Below are 15,120 nucleotides of genomic sequence, written 5' to 3'. Positions count from 1 at the left end.
GGCATGGCGCTGTTTGATTTTGCAAAGGTTCCCTTTTCACGCCACCAAAGGTTTACCACGCTGTCGATGATAAGATCGGCCAATGATAGTGAGAAGCAATGTTTCTTGCGCTTTGTGGCTGGTGGTGACGAACGCCCCAGATTTGGCAACCTTTGCCGCCTTGAGTTCTTTGACGCAGAGGGAATTGCGCTCGATCCCCAATTTTCAGTTTCCCCTGAGGCCTTGGATGTTACGCTGATGCGAGGGGAAATTCAGATCGGCAAGGCCGCTTTTGCAATTGGCGAAGGTGAAGTGCTGTACCTGAAAGCAGAAAATATTGAGGTTCGCTTTTGTTTGGAAGGATCGCGCTATGATTATGCGTTTAAGGCGCATGATGGTCGTGATTGTGTTGTGGCAGCCGGCGAAAACTTAAAGCTGACGCCTGAGGCCTTTGAAGGCGTGGTGCGCGTGGATGGCCAATGGCGCACGGACCACGCCCAAAATGTAGCCATATGCTTTTCTGGAGAAAAACTGGAGGGGCGAATAATTCTGCATCGTCGGCTGTGTCCAGATATGCCAGCCAATAGCTTTGAAAAAACACGAGCTAGCGCAAAGCGGGAATTTGCGCGCTGGTGTGGCGACGAGCAGATGGCGGAGGCAGCAAAGCTCGCTTCTTACCTACTTTGGGCAAATACCGTGCCCGCAGGCGGGCAACTCAGCGCCCCAGCGATCTATATGTCCAAAAACCGAATGATCAACATTTGGAGTTGGGACAATGCATTTTCAGCCATTGGCGTCGCCAAACGTCATCCCCAATTGGCATTCGATCAATTTGCCGTCATTTTCGACCAGCAAGACGACAGCGGATTATTGCCCGATTATGTGCATGATCAGGGGGCCTCTTTTGCCTTCACCAAGCCGCCCGTACATGGTTGGGCGATAGAGCACATCATGGGTGGAAACCCTGAAGCCTTCAACGAGGATCAGCTAGACTATTTGCGCGAAAAGCTTGAACGCCAGCTTTCCTATTGGCTGACCAACACACGAGCTGACAATACCCAATTGCCAAGCTACGCGCACGGCAATGACAGCGGGTGGGACAATGCTAGCTTTTTTGCGCAAGGTGGTCCCGTCGAAGGGCCTGATCTGCCAACGTTTTTGGCATTAACTGCGCGAACAATCAGCAAAATGCATCAGCAAAATGGTAACGATGCCGCCGCAAAAAACTTTCGATCGATTGAAGATCAGTTGATCGGTTTGTTGGTCGAAAAACTATGGAACGGTGAAACATTCACCGCGCGCAAACAAGCTGACCCGCATACGCCACTGCCGGGTGACAGTCTCATCCAATATATGCCGCTACTCCTGGGTGAAAAACTACCGAAGGAGATAGCAAATGCACTCCTTGCAAAACTTGAATCGTCAGGGATTTTGACGAATTGGGGGCCTGCCACCGAAAATCCATCAAGTGCGTTTTACACACCGGATGGCTATTGGCGCGGCCCGATCTGGGCCCCAACAACAATGCTGCTTTTTGACGGGTTGATGGCGCAAAATGCAACACGGCTTGCTTATAAGGTGGCAAACAGGTTCACTCACCTTTGTGAGACTTCCGGCATGGCTGAGAATTTTGACGCCATAGACGGAGCAGGGGTGCGCGACCCGGCATTTGCTTGGACCTCGGCTGTCTATTTGCGTTTACGCGAAATTTTAGCTAACCAGAACGGGTCCTGAATTGAGAGTTGATATGTCGCCTCGGCCAACCATTAAGACCATCGCCAAAGAAACTGGCCTGTCGACGGCAACCGTTTCAAAAGCCTTGAATGGCTCTGACCAAGTGCGTCCCGTCACACGAGACAAAATTCTTGATGTTGCAAAAAAGCTTGGGTTTGAACTCAACATCAGCGGCGTGCAACTGCGCACAGGTAAAACATATCAAATCGCCATGGTCACCATCATCGCGTCGCCTCAAGATGATGAATGGGGCGGCGTGGGATATACCCATCTGATCAGCGGCCTAAACCATGCCATTGAGCATTCGCCTTATCGTGTTGTGCAATATCAAGTGGGTAGTTTTCAAGAGAGCTTGGAAACCATCAAACGCATTGTGGTCAACCGCAAAGCGGATGGCATTATCATTTCGGGCACGCGACCCCAAGATGAACGCATCAAATATATGCAAGCCCAAGATTTTCCATTTGTGAGTTATGGAACAAGCGCCGTGTCGCAGCCGCATGCCTTCGTGGATACAGACAACAGCCGAATAATTGCAATCTGTGTGGATCGTTTGATCGCCAAAGGTCACAAACGCCTGGCCATGCTCGATGCTAACGCTGAGTTGATGTACGCCCAAGAACGTATGAACGCCTACAAAAAAGCATTAGAGCGCGCTGGCTTACCATTAGACCCTGCGTTGATGGCCAATGGTCGTTTAACGGCGGCATTTGGGCGGGAGCAATTGTTTGAAATGTCGACGCTGGACGAGCCGCCAACGGCCTATATTTGCGCAAACGAAGCAACTGCTCTCGGGGTGCTTTCTGGCTTTCATGTGCGCGGACTAGTACACGGCAAAGACGCAGTGGTGATCGCAACCGACGATCTCAAAGTGTCGCAATATTTCACGCCCCCAATCACTACATGCTATTTGCCCATTTCAAAGCCCAGCGAAATGCTTGGTCGGTTTATGCTGCGGTTGCTCGACGGAGAGGCCCCTGAAAAACTGCAAAAACTGTTTGTGCCTGATCTTATTGAACGCAGCGCAGACGTTTTGACAAAATGAGACGCTGAACTAATCTTTAAACACCAAAGCTAAGTCCATCACATTTGTGCCCGTTGGCCCCGTTTCGAATATCGCGCCGCATTTCTTTAAATATGTGCTGCTGTCCGCTGTGTCCAAGGCTGTTTGTGCGCCGGGCTGCGCAAAAAAAGTTGATCCGTTTACAAGCGCACCTGCGAAAGGCGTGGGTCCATCGGTACCGTCGGTGCCCGTAAACAGCCCATTTATGCCCGATTGTCCCGCGATTTCCTTTGCGAACAGCAAACCTAGACTTTGATTGCGCCCACCAACCCCGGGCACTTGCGGCAATTGCACTGTGCTTTCGCCACCCCAGACATATAGACCGGCTGGGCCCTCTAAGACCCGTCGGGCCAACATTGGGGCCAAGGCGGTCACATCGTCGAACAAAAGCCCTTCATTTTCCACAACATGAATATTTTGGTCTTGTGCAGCCAGAACGATTTTGTCACGCGCAAGTGCGTTGGAGCCAACAACATGGCACTCATACACAAAGTTGGCCGCGAGCGGGCTTGCCCCGATGCCTGAGCCAACGGTTTGAATGGCGTCGTTTCTAACATCTGAAATGTAAAGAGTGCAGACCTGCCGGCCACCAAAGTGCGAAAGCAATTTGCCGCCCTTAATGGCAGAAATGGCGCTGCGCTGCTTGTTGATTTCACCAATCTCGAGCCCTTGGGCCATCGCTTTTTTGTTGAGCGACACCAGCTGATCAACCGTGGCCGTGGGAACAAGGACTTCTACCAATGATGACGCGCCACCGGAAACAAGAAACAGAAGGGTAGAGTTTTGTGGGAGCGCTTTGATCCATTGCAAAAGCCTGGCCCCCGCCTCAAGTGAGGATTGATCGGGCAGCGGGTGCGCCGCTTCCATAATCTCAATGTCTGGTGCAAATTTTGATCGGTCCACGTGCCCGTTCTTTGTAATCAGAAGTGCAGTTTCGAATTCTATGTTGGCACGAACAGTGCCCTGCATCATTGAAGCTGCAGCTTTGCCGATCGCCAAGACATGCACTGGGGATGCTAAGGGAAGGCGCAAAAGTGCGTCTTGCACGGTGTTTTCCCCAAAAACCGCATTGATTCCAGCTTCAAACAAGCTCTTGAGCATAAGTTGCCCCCCGGGCGACAAGCAACGTGGTCAAAAAACTGCTGCATTTGCAGCGCATTCATTCTATAACCCGGCACAATTGTGATCACTAAACGCCAAGGTAAAAGTTTTGGACCCCAAAGCAAGGACATTTTCAGTTGCCCCAATGATGGATTGGACAGACCGCCACTGCCGGTTTTTCCATCGTCAGCTGTCGCGCCAAACATTGCTGTTTACCGAAATGGTCACCAGTGCGGCCTTGATCAGGGGCGGCGCAGACTGGTTGCTCAACTATGATGACAATGTTGAACACCCAATAGCTGTGCAACTTGGTGGGTCTGATCCAAAGGAATTAGCTGCCGCAACTATCCTTTGCACAAAGTTCAATTACGACGAGATCAACCTCAATGTTGGCTGTCCTTCTGACCGCGTACAATCTGGCAAGTTTGGCGCGTGTCTGATGGCTGAGCCAGAGCTTGTTGCGGACTGTGTGCGCGCCATGCGCGACGCAACAGATCGTCCCGTAACGGTTAAATGCCGCATCGGAATCGATGATCAAGACAGCGAAGATGACTTGCGCATTTTCGTTGACCACATGCTCGAGGCGGAAGTTGACGCTCTTTATGTGCATGCCCGCAAAGCGTGGCTAAAAGGCCTTTCGCCAAAAGAGAACCGCGAGGTGCCTCCGCTTGATTATGACCGGGTTTATCGCCTCAAAAAGCATGTGGGCGATTTGCCACTAATGATCAATGGCGGCATTGAAACACTAAAGGCATGTCACACCCATTTGCAGCATGTGGACGGGGTTATGCTTGGCCGCGCCGCTTACCATAACCCAGGGCTGTTGCGCGATGTGGATGAGCAGTTTTTCAATGACGAGACCGCGTCAATTTCGCTTGAATCACTTTGTGAAGTGATGATGAATTATGCTGAAATTCAAATGACTAAGGGCGCAAAATTGAATCAAATTGTGCGCCACATGTTGGGCCTTGGTTTTGGCAAACCCGGCGCGCGCCGCTATCGCCAATTGCTCACTGTTGAGGCCGTAAAACCGGGTGCCAGCCCCGCATTGATTGCTGAGGCATTTGAAATTTTGATTGCCGGGGTGGCATTGGCAAAAGCCAGCTAGTCACGCAATTCAAGAGCGTCGCCTGAAACCGTGTAAGTCGTGAGCGTTTCTAAAAAGCTCATGCCCAATAAACTTGTGTCCAGCAAACCATCTTGTGCAACAAAGGCTGGGATATTGTTGCGTTCGATATTGCCAACTGTAATGCGATTTAGGGTCGCAAAGGCCGCTTTTGCCTCTCCATTGGCGGTGCTAACGGGCACATTATAGCGCAGCCGCTCAATATCGATTCCCGCACGTTTAGCATCTTCAAAGGTCAAAACAACCGATGTTGCCCCGGTGTCAAAAATAAACTTTACCTTGCTGCCATTCACGTCACCAGCAACCAGATATGATCCGCCCATCGAACGGCGAAAGCGCACGACGTCGCCCGATTCGCTGACATAGGCGGAACCCGGGTTCAGTTCGGACAAAAACCGGGAGCCATATTGCTCGAGTTCGGTGCGAAAACTATAACCAAATATCGCCAGCGCAAATATGCCAACCCATAAGATGGCACCAGAGAGCATTTCGTTGAAACGTATGCGTCGGCCAAAGCTGCCGCCGGCAACCAGCACCAACACAGCCACAAGAATGACCAATTGACCAAACTGGTCTTGCCCGAGCCCAATCATGGCCCCAACATCTGCGGAAATCAAAAGTGCCAGCGCCACTGAAACAATCAGGGCCATGCCGATGAAAAGCATCATCGTCTCCTTGGTAGCGCGGATTGCGCGGTTATTGCCCCATACCAAACATAAAGGAAGACAATATGGCAATTTCAAGTATTAACTGGGCTGCACCGATGGTATCGCCTGTTTGGCCGCCAATTATTTTGACCAACAATTGTCGCCACAAGATCAAAGCAATGGTTGCAAATGCGATCCCAACGATCCATCGCCCCAGCCCGCCAAGCGGCACCATCAAAAAGAATGAAACAAATACCGCCAGTCCTATGCCAAAATAGCATGATCGGGCCGGCAAACTGCCCGCTTGTGCTGAAATGCCGTCGGCACGGGCAGGGGGCAATTGATGGGCAATCCAAGTCGCACCGGAGCGCGCGAGCACCGTGGAGCCAAGCCAAATTGCCGCGGCGGCAAGCGGTGCGGCAGCTGCCAATGCGCCAAGGCAAAACACCCTCAGCGCAAAAGGAATAACAATGCCCAAAGTGCCATAAGTGCCATGGCGGCTGTCATGCATGATCTCCAGTTTACGCGCCACCGTCTGGCCACCAAAAAGACCATCCATCGCGTCGGCGAAGGCGTCTTCGGCCATGGCGCCAGTAATCACAGCCCACAATCCGAGCGCTATGGTTGCTGCAAAGAGCGGGGGCATGCCAAACACTGTCAAAAACAACAACGCAAACGCGGGGCCAGCGCCAATGACCAAACTGGGGAACGCCAATGGTCGCACCATGGCCGCAAAATCAAATCGATCATGGCCCGTTTCTCCGGTCGGCAAACGAGAATAAAACCGCAAGCCCAACAGAATTGCATCCACCACATTGGTTTTCGCCTGGTCTTGTGATCCATCGCCGCGATTGTCGTTTCTGGGTTCGGGTGCAGACACTTTAGGGCTTTTGGTCAATTGCATTTCCTCATGGGTGGGGTAAGAAGAGCGACCCCATTAACTAGAGCTAAGAGTCGATAGCATGTCCCAACCATCAGAAAAAAGTCCTTTTGCCGATTTTGAAGAATTGTTGGCACTTCTTCCTTTGGGCAGCGAACAAGCTGTGGATGAAGTGCGTGCGCGAGACGCACAATTGACAAAACCAGCAGGTTCTCTAGGTGAATTGGAAAAAATGGTTGAGCATTTGGCCCGTTGGCAGGAAAGTGGCCAGCCCACGCTGAACAACCCAATGGTTGCCATTTTTGCGGGTAATCATGGCGTAACCAAACAAGGTGTTTCCGCATTTCCACCTGAAGTGACCATTCAAATGGTGGCCAATTTTACCAATGGTGGCGCAGCGATTTCTCAAATGTGTGCCCTGCACGAGTTGAACTTGCGCGTGTTTGAATTGGCGCTTGAACTGCCCACGGGCGACTTTACCCAAGAAGCAGCAATGGACGATAAAACCTGTGCCGCGACGGTGGCATACGGCATGGAAGCAATTGCCGGCAAACCTGATCTATTGTGTATTGGTGAAATGGGGATCGGCAATACGACGTCCGCTGCAGCAATCTATGCAGCACTGTTTGGTGGAACAGGTGACGAATGGGTAGGGCGCGGCACCGGCGTGGATGATGAGGGCCTAGCGCGCAAAGCATCCGCCGTCGATCGCGGCTTGGAATTGCATAAGGAACATCTCAATACGCCGTTTGATGCGCTGGCACGTTTTGGTGGGCGCGAAATCGCTGCCATGGTGGGCGCCATCATAGCGGCGCGACATAACAAAATCCCAGTGATTATAGATGGTTATGTGGCAACTGCCGCTGCAGCCGTTGTATATGCGGCGAACCCTATGGCTCTTGACCATTGCATTTTCGCGCATCAATCAGCTGAAGCGGCGCATGGTGACGTCCTTGCCAAAATGGGCAAAAAACCAATGTTTGATTTGGGCATGCGTTTGGGTGAAGGATCTGGTGCAGCCATTGCCGCTTCAGTAGTTAAAACCGCCTTGCACGTTCACAACAACATGGCGACTTTTGAAGAAGCCGCCGTTGCGGGCAAATCTGCAAGCTAAACTGGCTTACGCTTTTTTGTAGATTTCAAGTTTGGTCTTTTTGACCACCGGGGCCATCGCATTCAATACCCGAGATTTCGGGAAGCTTGCGATGGCTTCGGTTCCAAAGCGTAGTTTCGAGAATAAATCGAAACGTCCTTGATGCAATTCCATGATTTTTTGAACGATTGGAAGACCAAGGCCCGCGCCTTGTTCTGCGGTTTTTGCGGCCAATGATCCTTGACCGAATGAAGACAATACGGTCGCGATTTCATTTTCAGGGATGCCTGGGCCATTGTCGCGCACAGACATAATTTGTGTGCCATCTTCGCCAGCACCAATTTTAAAGATGATGCGTCCACTTTCAGGTGTAAACTTGATGGCATTTGACAACAGGTTCAAGCAAACTTGGCGAATGGCGCGCTCGTCGCCCCAAAGTTTGGGCATGTCATAATCAAATTCGGCTACCAATTCGACGCTTTTTGCGCGGGCACGAATTTCCAACATCCGGCGACAGTCTTCACCGATATCGACCAGCGAAATTGCTTCTTCGTTCAAATCGTATTTGCCCGCTTCAATACGCGAAAGATCTAGCAACTCGTTGATGAGGTTGAGCAAATGTTCGCCCGATGCATGAATGTCGCCCGCATAGTCTTTATATTGCGGGTTTTCCATTGGTCCCAACAATTCAGACTTCATGACCTCTGAAAAGCCGATGATGGCATTCAAGGGGGTGCGCAATTCGTGGCTCATGGTCGCCAAAAACCGTGACTTGGCGATATTGGCTTGTTCTGCGTCGCGTCGCGCTTCGTCCGACATCAACTTGGCTTCTTCAAGTTCAAAAATCAGAGAGTCTTTTTCCGCTCTGTGTTCGATAGTCTTTAAGGCAGAGCTGTGCAGAGTGCGCGCCAGATAGTTGAAGAAAATGCCGCCACCAATGGCCAAAACCGCCAATGCATAACTTAGGATACCACCGGAAAGGACCAATGTCGCACCCACAGCCAGAATGGCGGGTAGGGAGTTTGCAAAGGTCGCAGACGGGATTGCTCGGCTAGAAATCGCATTTGCAGCAATACCCACCATCAATATCGCCCATTCAATGACCAGAACATCTTGGCTCTGATTCATAATGGGAAAAATGGCGAGGCTGGCCCAAGCGAGGCCATAGAAGGCTTCAATAATGATAAAAGTGGTTGTATGCCGTTTTGCCTCAAACTCGCTCTTTTCTGAATTCAAAAAATGACGACAAGTTAAAACAACACCAAAATGGGTCAACACCACCGCGCCAGCCCAAATGGCCACCACCAGTGGCTCCACCCAGATGAGCGCCAACAACGAAAGCGCGATCACCAAAACCGGCATGCCCCAGGCACCCGAATTGCGGGTGTTCGCATATTCGCTCAGTAACTCAAAATCATAGGATGCTTTGGTGCCAGAACTAGAGGTCAGTCGTTGGCGCGCATCGCTAACCGTACGGTGACGCGAACGCGACGCCCCCAAACGGGCAGAACCTGCCTGATCTCGTGCTGATATTGTGGACATGAAACGCAATACTCACAAATTGTCCGGCGCTTAGCGCAATTCTCTGTTATCAAAAGACTAGCCAATGTTGGTTAATCTCTCGTTACGGATCAGTTTGGTTGCAACGTTTTTACAAAATTCTGCAATTTTTTGCCAAGATGACCATGGCGCTCTTATTTGGCGGGGCGTTGATATGGATGGTTGTCGTCGCCGACCAGAAGAATACAAGAGAAGTCAGAGGCTTGGCGCGTGTTATTGATGGGGATAGTCTGCAAATCGAGGGCCAAAAGATCAGAGTTATTGGCATTGATGCGCCAGAACTCGACCAACCTTGTAGGGTGAACGGAAAAGAATGGCTGTGTGGTTTGGATGCAAAAAATTCATTAACAGCACAAATTAACGGACGACTGGTCGACTGCGCAAGCCAAGGCAAAGACAAATATCGTCGGCTGTTGGCAGTTTGCAAAGTCGACGGAAAAGACATCGGAAAATGGATGGTCACAAATGGATGGGCCGTCAGCTTTGGCGATTATGCTTTTGATGAAGCAATTGCGCGTAATAATCGGCTGGGCATTTGGCAGGGTGAGTTTGAGCGGCCCAAAGACTGGCGGCGTAAATCAGACACTGACCGCTCAGGGGTCAGCGCGTTTGGTTGGATACTGGAATGGCTCGGATTGTAAAATTCTATTCCCATCTTCACTCAATATGTTGAAGTTCATGCTAAAAGAGCGTACGTTATCCCAGCATAATAGGAAAAATTGCTAACCGGAGTAATGGTGTGTTGGATAAGATTGACCGCAAAATATTAGCCTTGTTGCAAAAAGACTCAACGACACCAGTGGCGGAAATCGGCAAAAAGGTCGGTCTTTCAACAACCCCTTGTTGGCGCCGTATTCAAAAGATGGAAGAAGACGGGGTCATCAAACGCCGGGTGGCCATTCTAGATCCTGCCAAAGTAAACGCCGGGGTCACAGTGTTTGTTTCTGTGCGCACAAACCAGCATCACGACAAATGGCTCAAAGAATTTGCAGCAGTGGTTGAAGCCCACGAAGAAGTTGTTGAGTTTTATCGCATGAGTGGCGATGTGGACTATGTGTTGCGCGTTGTTGTGCCCGACATTGCCCATTATGATCGCTTTTATCAAAAACTGATTGCGCAAATGTCTATGAGCGACGTCAGTTCATCATTTGCAATGGAGCAAATCAAATATACCACGGCGTTGCCGTTGGAGTTTGTCGAAGACAAAAACGACTAAATGGTCATCCACCTGTAACCGACATGTGTCGCTTCACGTTGCGCTGCGGCTTTTGTCGGTCAATTTCAAAGTCATGGCCTTTGGGCTTTATGTCCATGGCGTGATCAAAAAGCGAATTGAGCGCATCAACGCCACCTTCGCGCAATGGATCGCGCAAACTCACTTTGTCGTCTTGCCCCAAACACAAATATAAATCACCGGTGGCGGTCATGCGCACACGGTTACACCCTTCGCAAAAATTGTGGGTGAGGGGGGTGATCAGCCCAAGTCTTCCGCCGGTTTCAGCAATGCGCAAATAGCGTGCTGGCCCGCCCGTTGTGTGCGGATCTTGCGTTAAAGTGAATTGCTGAGACAGTTTTTCCTGTACCTCAGTTAGCGGCAAATATTGATCCGCCCGTTCAATATCGACCAAACCCATCGGCATGGTTTCGATTAGCGTCAAGTCCATGCCCTTTTGATGTGCCCATTCCATCATTGGCACTATTTCGTGGTCATTCTCACCGCGCAGCGCCACCATGTTGATCTTAACGTGCAAGCCAGCTTCAAGCGCTGCATCAATGCCATCAAGTACCTGAGAGAGTTTCCCCCATCGCGTGATGGCAGCGAATTTTGCCGTATCGCGGGTATCGAGCGAAACATTGATTCGCCGGACCCCATGTTGAAACAATGCTTGTGCATGTCGGCGCAGCTGACTGCCGTTAGTGGTCAGCGTCAATTCTTCAAGGCCCGCGCCCAATTGGTTGCCCAGCCGCTCGACAAGTTTCATGATGCCCCGGCGCACCAAAGGCTCTCCACCGGTCAACCTTAGCTTTTTGACCCCCCGCGAGATGAACGCTAAAGCGATAGTCTCTATTTCTTCAAGGCTAAGTATCTGACTTTTTGGCAAAAAACTCATGTTTTCGGACATGCAGTACGTGCATCGAAAGTCACAGCGATCAGTCACTGAGATGCGCAAATACTCAACATGTCGCCCAAACCTATCAATGAGCGGGCGTCCGGTGGTTTCGTTTGTTTTCATGTGAATAAGTTTATGCAGTGGAACGTCGCTTGGCAATCGGCTCATAAAAAAAGGCCGCGCACTTTAAAAGCGACGGCCTTCAATTCTTGGTGATGAGTATTGGCTAGTGGCGAACGATAACGCGCGCTCCCACTTTTGCCCGATTGTACAAGTCAACAATATCATTGTTGGTCAATCGGATGCAGCCCGATGATACAGCCTGACCAATTGTCCAAGGCTCTGAAGTGCCGTGAAGTCGATAAATTGTGCTTCCAATATAAAGAGCGCGTGCGCCGAGCGGGTTCTTTGGGCCGCCAGGCATATAGGCTGGCAAGCCAGGAACCCGTTTGCGCATAGCAGGTGGTGGTGTCCAACCTGGCCATTCCGCTTTGCGTGTAATCCGATGCGTGCCAGACCAACGGAACCCATCACGGCCCACGCCCACGCCGTACTTCATTGCGCGACCGTTGCCTAGAACGAGGTAAAGGCGACGTTCGGACGTTTCAACGATGATGGTGCCCTTAGCAAGCTTTGTTTCATAAGCAACTTCTTGTCGCTTAACTTTGGAGCCACCGCGTGCGCCGCGCGTCACATCGTCAGTATCGTACCATTCCTTTGTAACATGGTCGTACACGCGCTTGGCCTGTGCTGTTGTCGTTATCATGGACAGCATCATGATCGACATCAGGACTGCCGTTCCTAGTTTTAATAGTCTCATCTCAAATTCCTCAAGCTCCAGCGCTCACCGCACGAGCGTCATGCCAACATATATTCCAGCAATGGGATATTATGGTTAATACATCGTTTGCGCAATTTCCATTGTTCCAATTTTTTGTAATAAACAACATAAAAACATTGTGATTGTGTCGTCTGACTTGTTATGTGGCGCAAAAACCAATTGCAAGTGCTGGACAAAGGTAGAATGAGATGAGCGACGAACTGAAGAAGCAAGCGGCAAAAGCGGCAATGCAAGAGGTCCGTTCGGGCATGCGCATCGGCCTGGGAACAGGATCTACTGCAAAGCACTTTGTTGACTATCTGGGCGCTGAAGTCGCCAACGGTTTTGAATGCATTTGCGTGCCAACCTCAGAAGTCACAGCAGCGCAAGCGCGCTCACTGAACATCCCGCTTACAACATTGGATGAAATTGACTCGTTAGACGTTACTGTTGATGGCGCAGATGAAATCGACGCCAACAAATACCTGATCAAAGGTGGTGGTGGCGCATTGCTACGCGAGAAAATTGTCGCGGCCGCTTCCGCCAAAATGGTCGTGATCGCGGATACAAGCAAAATGGTAGATCATTTGGGTGCGTTTCCATTGCCGATAGAAGTGAACAAGTTCGGGTTAGGCGCAACCACAAAACTTGTCCAAACCATCATGGATGAATTCGCAGCGCAAGGCGGCTTGGCACTACGCCAAACAAAGGGTGGACAAGCTTTTGAAACCGATGGCGGGCATTTTATTCTAGATGCATCATTTGGCCTTATTTCCGATGCAAAAGCATTGTCAAACGCTTTGCTGAATGTGCCTGGAGTTGTCCAGCATGGACTTTTCTTGGATATGTGTTCAGCTGCCTATTTAGCGAGCCCCGATGGTGTCGTTGAGCTGGGTGGAACAGTTTAATAAGGATGGAATTCATGACTAGTTTGAAAAACCTGTCGACTTGGGCGATTGCTGCTGGCGCGGCATTAATGCTGTCATTTAGCGCACATGCGCAAGAAATAGGACCAGAGCATCTGGCCCTGGCCAAAAAATATGTCGCGATGACAGACACCGGGCATCTTTATGAACGGATCATCGTGGACACATCAAAAAAATCCATGGATTTCTTGGTTCAGCAAAACCCAGCCATAGCGGCATCCATTGCAACCGCGGCAAAAGACGTGGCCACAAGTTATTTTGATGGAAATAATGAGCTTCACGATAGTTTTGCTCGTATTTACGCTGTGCGGTTTTCAGTTGAAGAGCTGAACGAAATTATTGCTTTCTATGAGACAGCCGTTGGGCAAAAACTCCTCGCGAACAACCAAGACATCGGCAAAAACATTGAATCGGCGGCCATGATTTGGAAATCCAACTTGGAAACCGAGATTGCGATTAAGTTACGCACGCTTTTGAAAGAACGTGGTTTCGACATTTAGTCGATAACCCAGTTCCCGAATTCGTGAAGCCTCGCATCTTGTATGCGGGGCTTTTTTGTGGTCAATCGGGCGCAAACATAGATGAAATTTGGAGAAACGCATGTCCACTCATTATGATCTTGTTGTCATCGGTGCCGGTTCTGGTGGTGTTCGGGCCGCGCGAATGGCTTCAACCTACGGCGCAAAAGTCGCGATCATCGAGGAATATCGGCTGGGTGGCACATGCGTTATTCGAGGATGTGTGCCAAAGAAGCTTTTCGTTTTGGCCAGTCGCTATCCAGAACAATTTGAAGTCGCTCAGAGCTTTGGGTGGTCTTTTGGCGAGCCCAAGTTTGATTGGGGCACATTGTTGGCCAACAAAGACAAAGAGATTGATCGGCTTGAAGGCATCTATGGAAACATTTTGGGTGGGGCAAACGTCGAGATCATTCGCGACCGTGGTGTCATTACGGGCCCAACAAGCGTCAAGCTTGCCAAAGCCAACCAAGAATTGAGAGCGGATCGAATTCTTGTCGCGACCGGTGGACGTCCATTTGTGCCCAATATCCCAGGCGCTGAAATGGGCATCACCTCGAATGAGGCTTTCCATATCAAACAGCTGCCTAAGAAAATATTGGTCAATGGCGGTGGCTATATTGCCGTCGAATTCGCGGGCATTTTTGCCGGGCTGGGTGTTGAAACAACATTGCTCTATCGCGGCGACCAAATATTGCGCGGTTTTGATTCTGACGTACGCGATATGGTTGCGGAGCAGATGAAAGCGCGGGGCGTTACAATCAAGCTAGAGAGTGAAATCACGCGGATGGATCGCTGTGCTTCGGGCAATATTGACGTTAGTTTTTCAACCGGAGAAGTCGTCGATTTCGGCGAAGTGATGTTTGCAACTGGCCGTGTTCCAAACATTGAAGGCTTGGGGCTTGAAACAGCTGATGTAAAACTCAACGCTGGTCGTGCCATCCACGTTGACGCTTATTCTCAAACCAGTTGTCCATCAATCTATGCCGTTGGAGATGTGACAAACCGTGCTGCACTTACCCCTGTCGCCATTCGGGAAGGGGCGGCTTTTGTAGAAACAGTTTACAACAATAATCCAATGGCCGTGGACCACTCGCTTATTCCAACGGCTGTGTTTTCCGAGCCCGAAATCGGCACTGTTGGGTTGACGGAACATGATGCGGCGTCAAGTCGCGCGAAGGTCAACGTTTATGTGTCAACTTTCCGCCCGATGCAAAACACACTGACCACACGTCCCGAAAAAATGATGTTTAAGCTGATCACGGATGGCGAAACTGACGAAGTGTTGGGCGTACATATCGTTGGCCCATCGTCCGGTGAAATGATCCAAATGGTCGGCATTGCAGTTTCGATGGGGGCGACAAAGGCAGACTTTGATCGAACGATCGCCGTGCACCCAACCGCCGCTGAAGAACTGGTGACTTTAAAAGCGCCGAGCTATGTCATTGAAAACGGGGAGCGCCAGAGCTAGCGCATTGTCTTGTCAATCGACTTAAGGATGCGCGGTTCAAACTTTTGAATTTTTGCCAGGTTCAACTGCGCTGCCTTGTAAATGGACAGGAACT

At 50.5% G+C, this 15,120-nt stretch carries 15 protein-coding genes; 9 read left to right on the top strand and 6 right to left on the bottom strand.

From position 1 onward, the window contains the following. Positions 1-3 precede the first annotated feature (3 nt). Together O4H47_RS01655 and O4H47_RS01650 are read left to right on the top strand one after the other, a co-directional pair. Complete coding sequence (locus O4H47_RS01655) at positions 4-1,713, top strand: amylo-alpha-1,6-glucosidase (protein WP_269392190.1); 1,710 nt, start codon at positions 4-6, stop codon at positions 1,711-1,713. A gap of 13 nt (positions 1,714-1,726) precedes the next feature. After that, on the top strand, positions 1,727-2,758 hold the full coding sequence (locus tag O4H47_RS01650) for a LacI family DNA-binding transcriptional regulator (protein ID WP_269392189.1): 1,032 nt from the start codon (positions 1,727-1,729) through the stop codon (positions 2,756-2,758). Between the two features lie 9 nt (positions 2,759-2,767). On the opposite strand, the gene O4H47_RS01645 is transcribed toward O4H47_RS01650, so the two are convergent. Continuing rightward, positions 2,768-3,877 carry a DUF4147 domain-containing protein gene (locus tag O4H47_RS01645; RefSeq protein ID WP_269392188.1) on the bottom strand — a complete coding sequence of 370 codons (1,110 nt, stop codon included), beginning with the start codon at positions 3,875-3,877 and terminating at the stop codon, positions 2,768-2,770. Positions 3,878-3,986: 109 nt separating this feature from the next. Between O4H47_RS01645 and dusA the strand changes: the two genes are divergently transcribed. Continuing rightward, entirely contained in the window at positions 3,987-4,985 is a 999-nt protein-coding gene (gene dusA / locus O4H47_RS01640; RefSeq protein WP_269392187.1) for a tRNA dihydrouridine(20/20a) synthase DusA, read from the top strand. Here dusA and O4H47_RS01635 read toward each other — a convergent pair. Together O4H47_RS01635 and O4H47_RS01630 are read right to left on the bottom strand one after the other, a co-directional pair. Further along, the gene (locus O4H47_RS01635; protein WP_269392186.1) at positions 4,982-5,671 is read right to left on the bottom strand and encodes a retropepsin-like aspartic protease family protein; all 690 of its coding nucleotides are present in this window, start codon (positions 5,669-5,671) and stop codon (positions 4,982-4,984) included. The two genes, dusA and O4H47_RS01635, sit on opposite strands and share 4 nt — an antisense overlap. A 28-nt stretch (positions 5,672-5,699) precedes the next feature. Then, positions 5,700-6,548 (bottom strand): adenosylcobinamide-GDP ribazoletransferase, encoded by an 849-nt coding sequence (locus tag O4H47_RS01630; protein ID WP_269392185.1) that lies wholly within the window; start codon positions 6,546-6,548, stop codon positions 5,700-5,702. A gap of 64 nt (positions 6,549-6,612) precedes the next feature. On the opposite strand from O4H47_RS01630, the gene cobT reads away from it, so the two are divergent. After that, complete coding sequence (gene cobT / locus O4H47_RS01625) at positions 6,613-7,644, top strand: nicotinate-nucleotide--dimethylbenzimidazole phosphoribosyltransferase (protein WP_269392184.1); 1,032 nt, start codon at positions 6,613-6,615, stop codon at positions 7,642-7,644. Between the two features lie 6 nt (positions 7,645-7,650). Here the strand turns inward: cobT and O4H47_RS01620 are convergent, their stop codons facing one another. Further along, on the bottom strand, positions 7,651-9,165 hold the full coding sequence (locus O4H47_RS01620) for a sensor histidine kinase (protein WP_269392183.1): 1,515 nt from the start codon (positions 9,163-9,165) through the stop codon (positions 7,651-7,653). Between the two features lie 221 nt (positions 9,166-9,386). Here O4H47_RS01620 and O4H47_RS01615 point away from each other — a divergent pair, with 221 nt between their 5' ends. Beyond that, the gene (locus O4H47_RS01615) at positions 9,387-9,824 is read left to right on the top strand and encodes a thermonuclease family protein (protein WP_269392182.1); all 438 of its coding nucleotides are present in this window, start codon (positions 9,387-9,389) and stop codon (positions 9,822-9,824) included. A 101-nt stretch (positions 9,825-9,925) separates the two neighbouring features. After that, positions 9,926-10,399, top strand: a complete 474-nt coding sequence (locus tag O4H47_RS01610; RefSeq protein ID WP_269392816.1) for an Lrp/AsnC family transcriptional regulator — start codon at positions 9,926-9,928, stop codon at positions 10,397-10,399. 4 nt (positions 10,400-10,403) lie between these two features. Here O4H47_RS01610 and moaA read toward each other — a convergent pair whose 3' ends face one another. Both moaA and O4H47_RS01600 read right to left on the bottom strand, forming a co-directional pair. After that, positions 10,404-11,417 carry a GTP 3',8-cyclase MoaA gene (gene moaA / locus O4H47_RS01605; protein ID WP_269392814.1) on the bottom strand — a complete coding sequence of 338 codons (1,014 nt, stop codon included), beginning with the start codon at positions 11,415-11,417 and terminating at the stop codon, positions 10,404-10,406. Positions 11,418-11,520: 103 nt separating this feature from the next. Next, positions 11,521-12,114, bottom strand: a complete 594-nt coding sequence (locus tag O4H47_RS01600; RefSeq protein WP_269392181.1) for a L,D-transpeptidase — start codon at positions 12,112-12,114, stop codon at positions 11,521-11,523. A 209-nt stretch (positions 12,115-12,323) separates the two neighbouring features. Between O4H47_RS01600 and rpiA the strand changes: the two genes are divergently transcribed. From rpiA to gor, 3 genes are all read left to right on the top strand, one after another. After that, the gene (rpiA, locus tag O4H47_RS01595) at positions 12,324-13,022 is read left to right on the top strand and encodes a ribose-5-phosphate isomerase RpiA (protein WP_269392180.1); all 699 of its coding nucleotides are present in this window, start codon (positions 12,324-12,326) and stop codon (positions 13,020-13,022) included. A gap of 14 nt (positions 13,023-13,036) precedes the next feature. Continuing rightward, positions 13,037-13,540, top strand: coding sequence for a DUF2059 domain-containing protein (locus O4H47_RS01590; RefSeq protein WP_269392179.1), 504 nt, complete (start codon positions 13,037-13,039; stop codon positions 13,538-13,540). 100 nt (positions 13,541-13,640) lie between these two features. Beyond that, the gene (gene gor / locus O4H47_RS01585; RefSeq protein ID WP_269392178.1) at positions 13,641-15,026 is read left to right on the top strand and encodes a glutathione-disulfide reductase; all 1,386 of its coding nucleotides are present in this window, start codon (positions 13,641-13,643) and stop codon (positions 15,024-15,026) included. Positions 15,027-15,120: the final 94 nt, after the last annotated feature.

Source organism: Maritalea porphyrae (genome assembly GCF_027213965.1).
Taxonomy (GTDB): domain Bacteria; phylum Pseudomonadota; class Alphaproteobacteria; order Rhizobiales; family Devosiaceae; genus Maritalea; species Maritalea porphyrae_A.
This window is presented reverse-complemented; position numbering and strand designations above follow the sequence as displayed.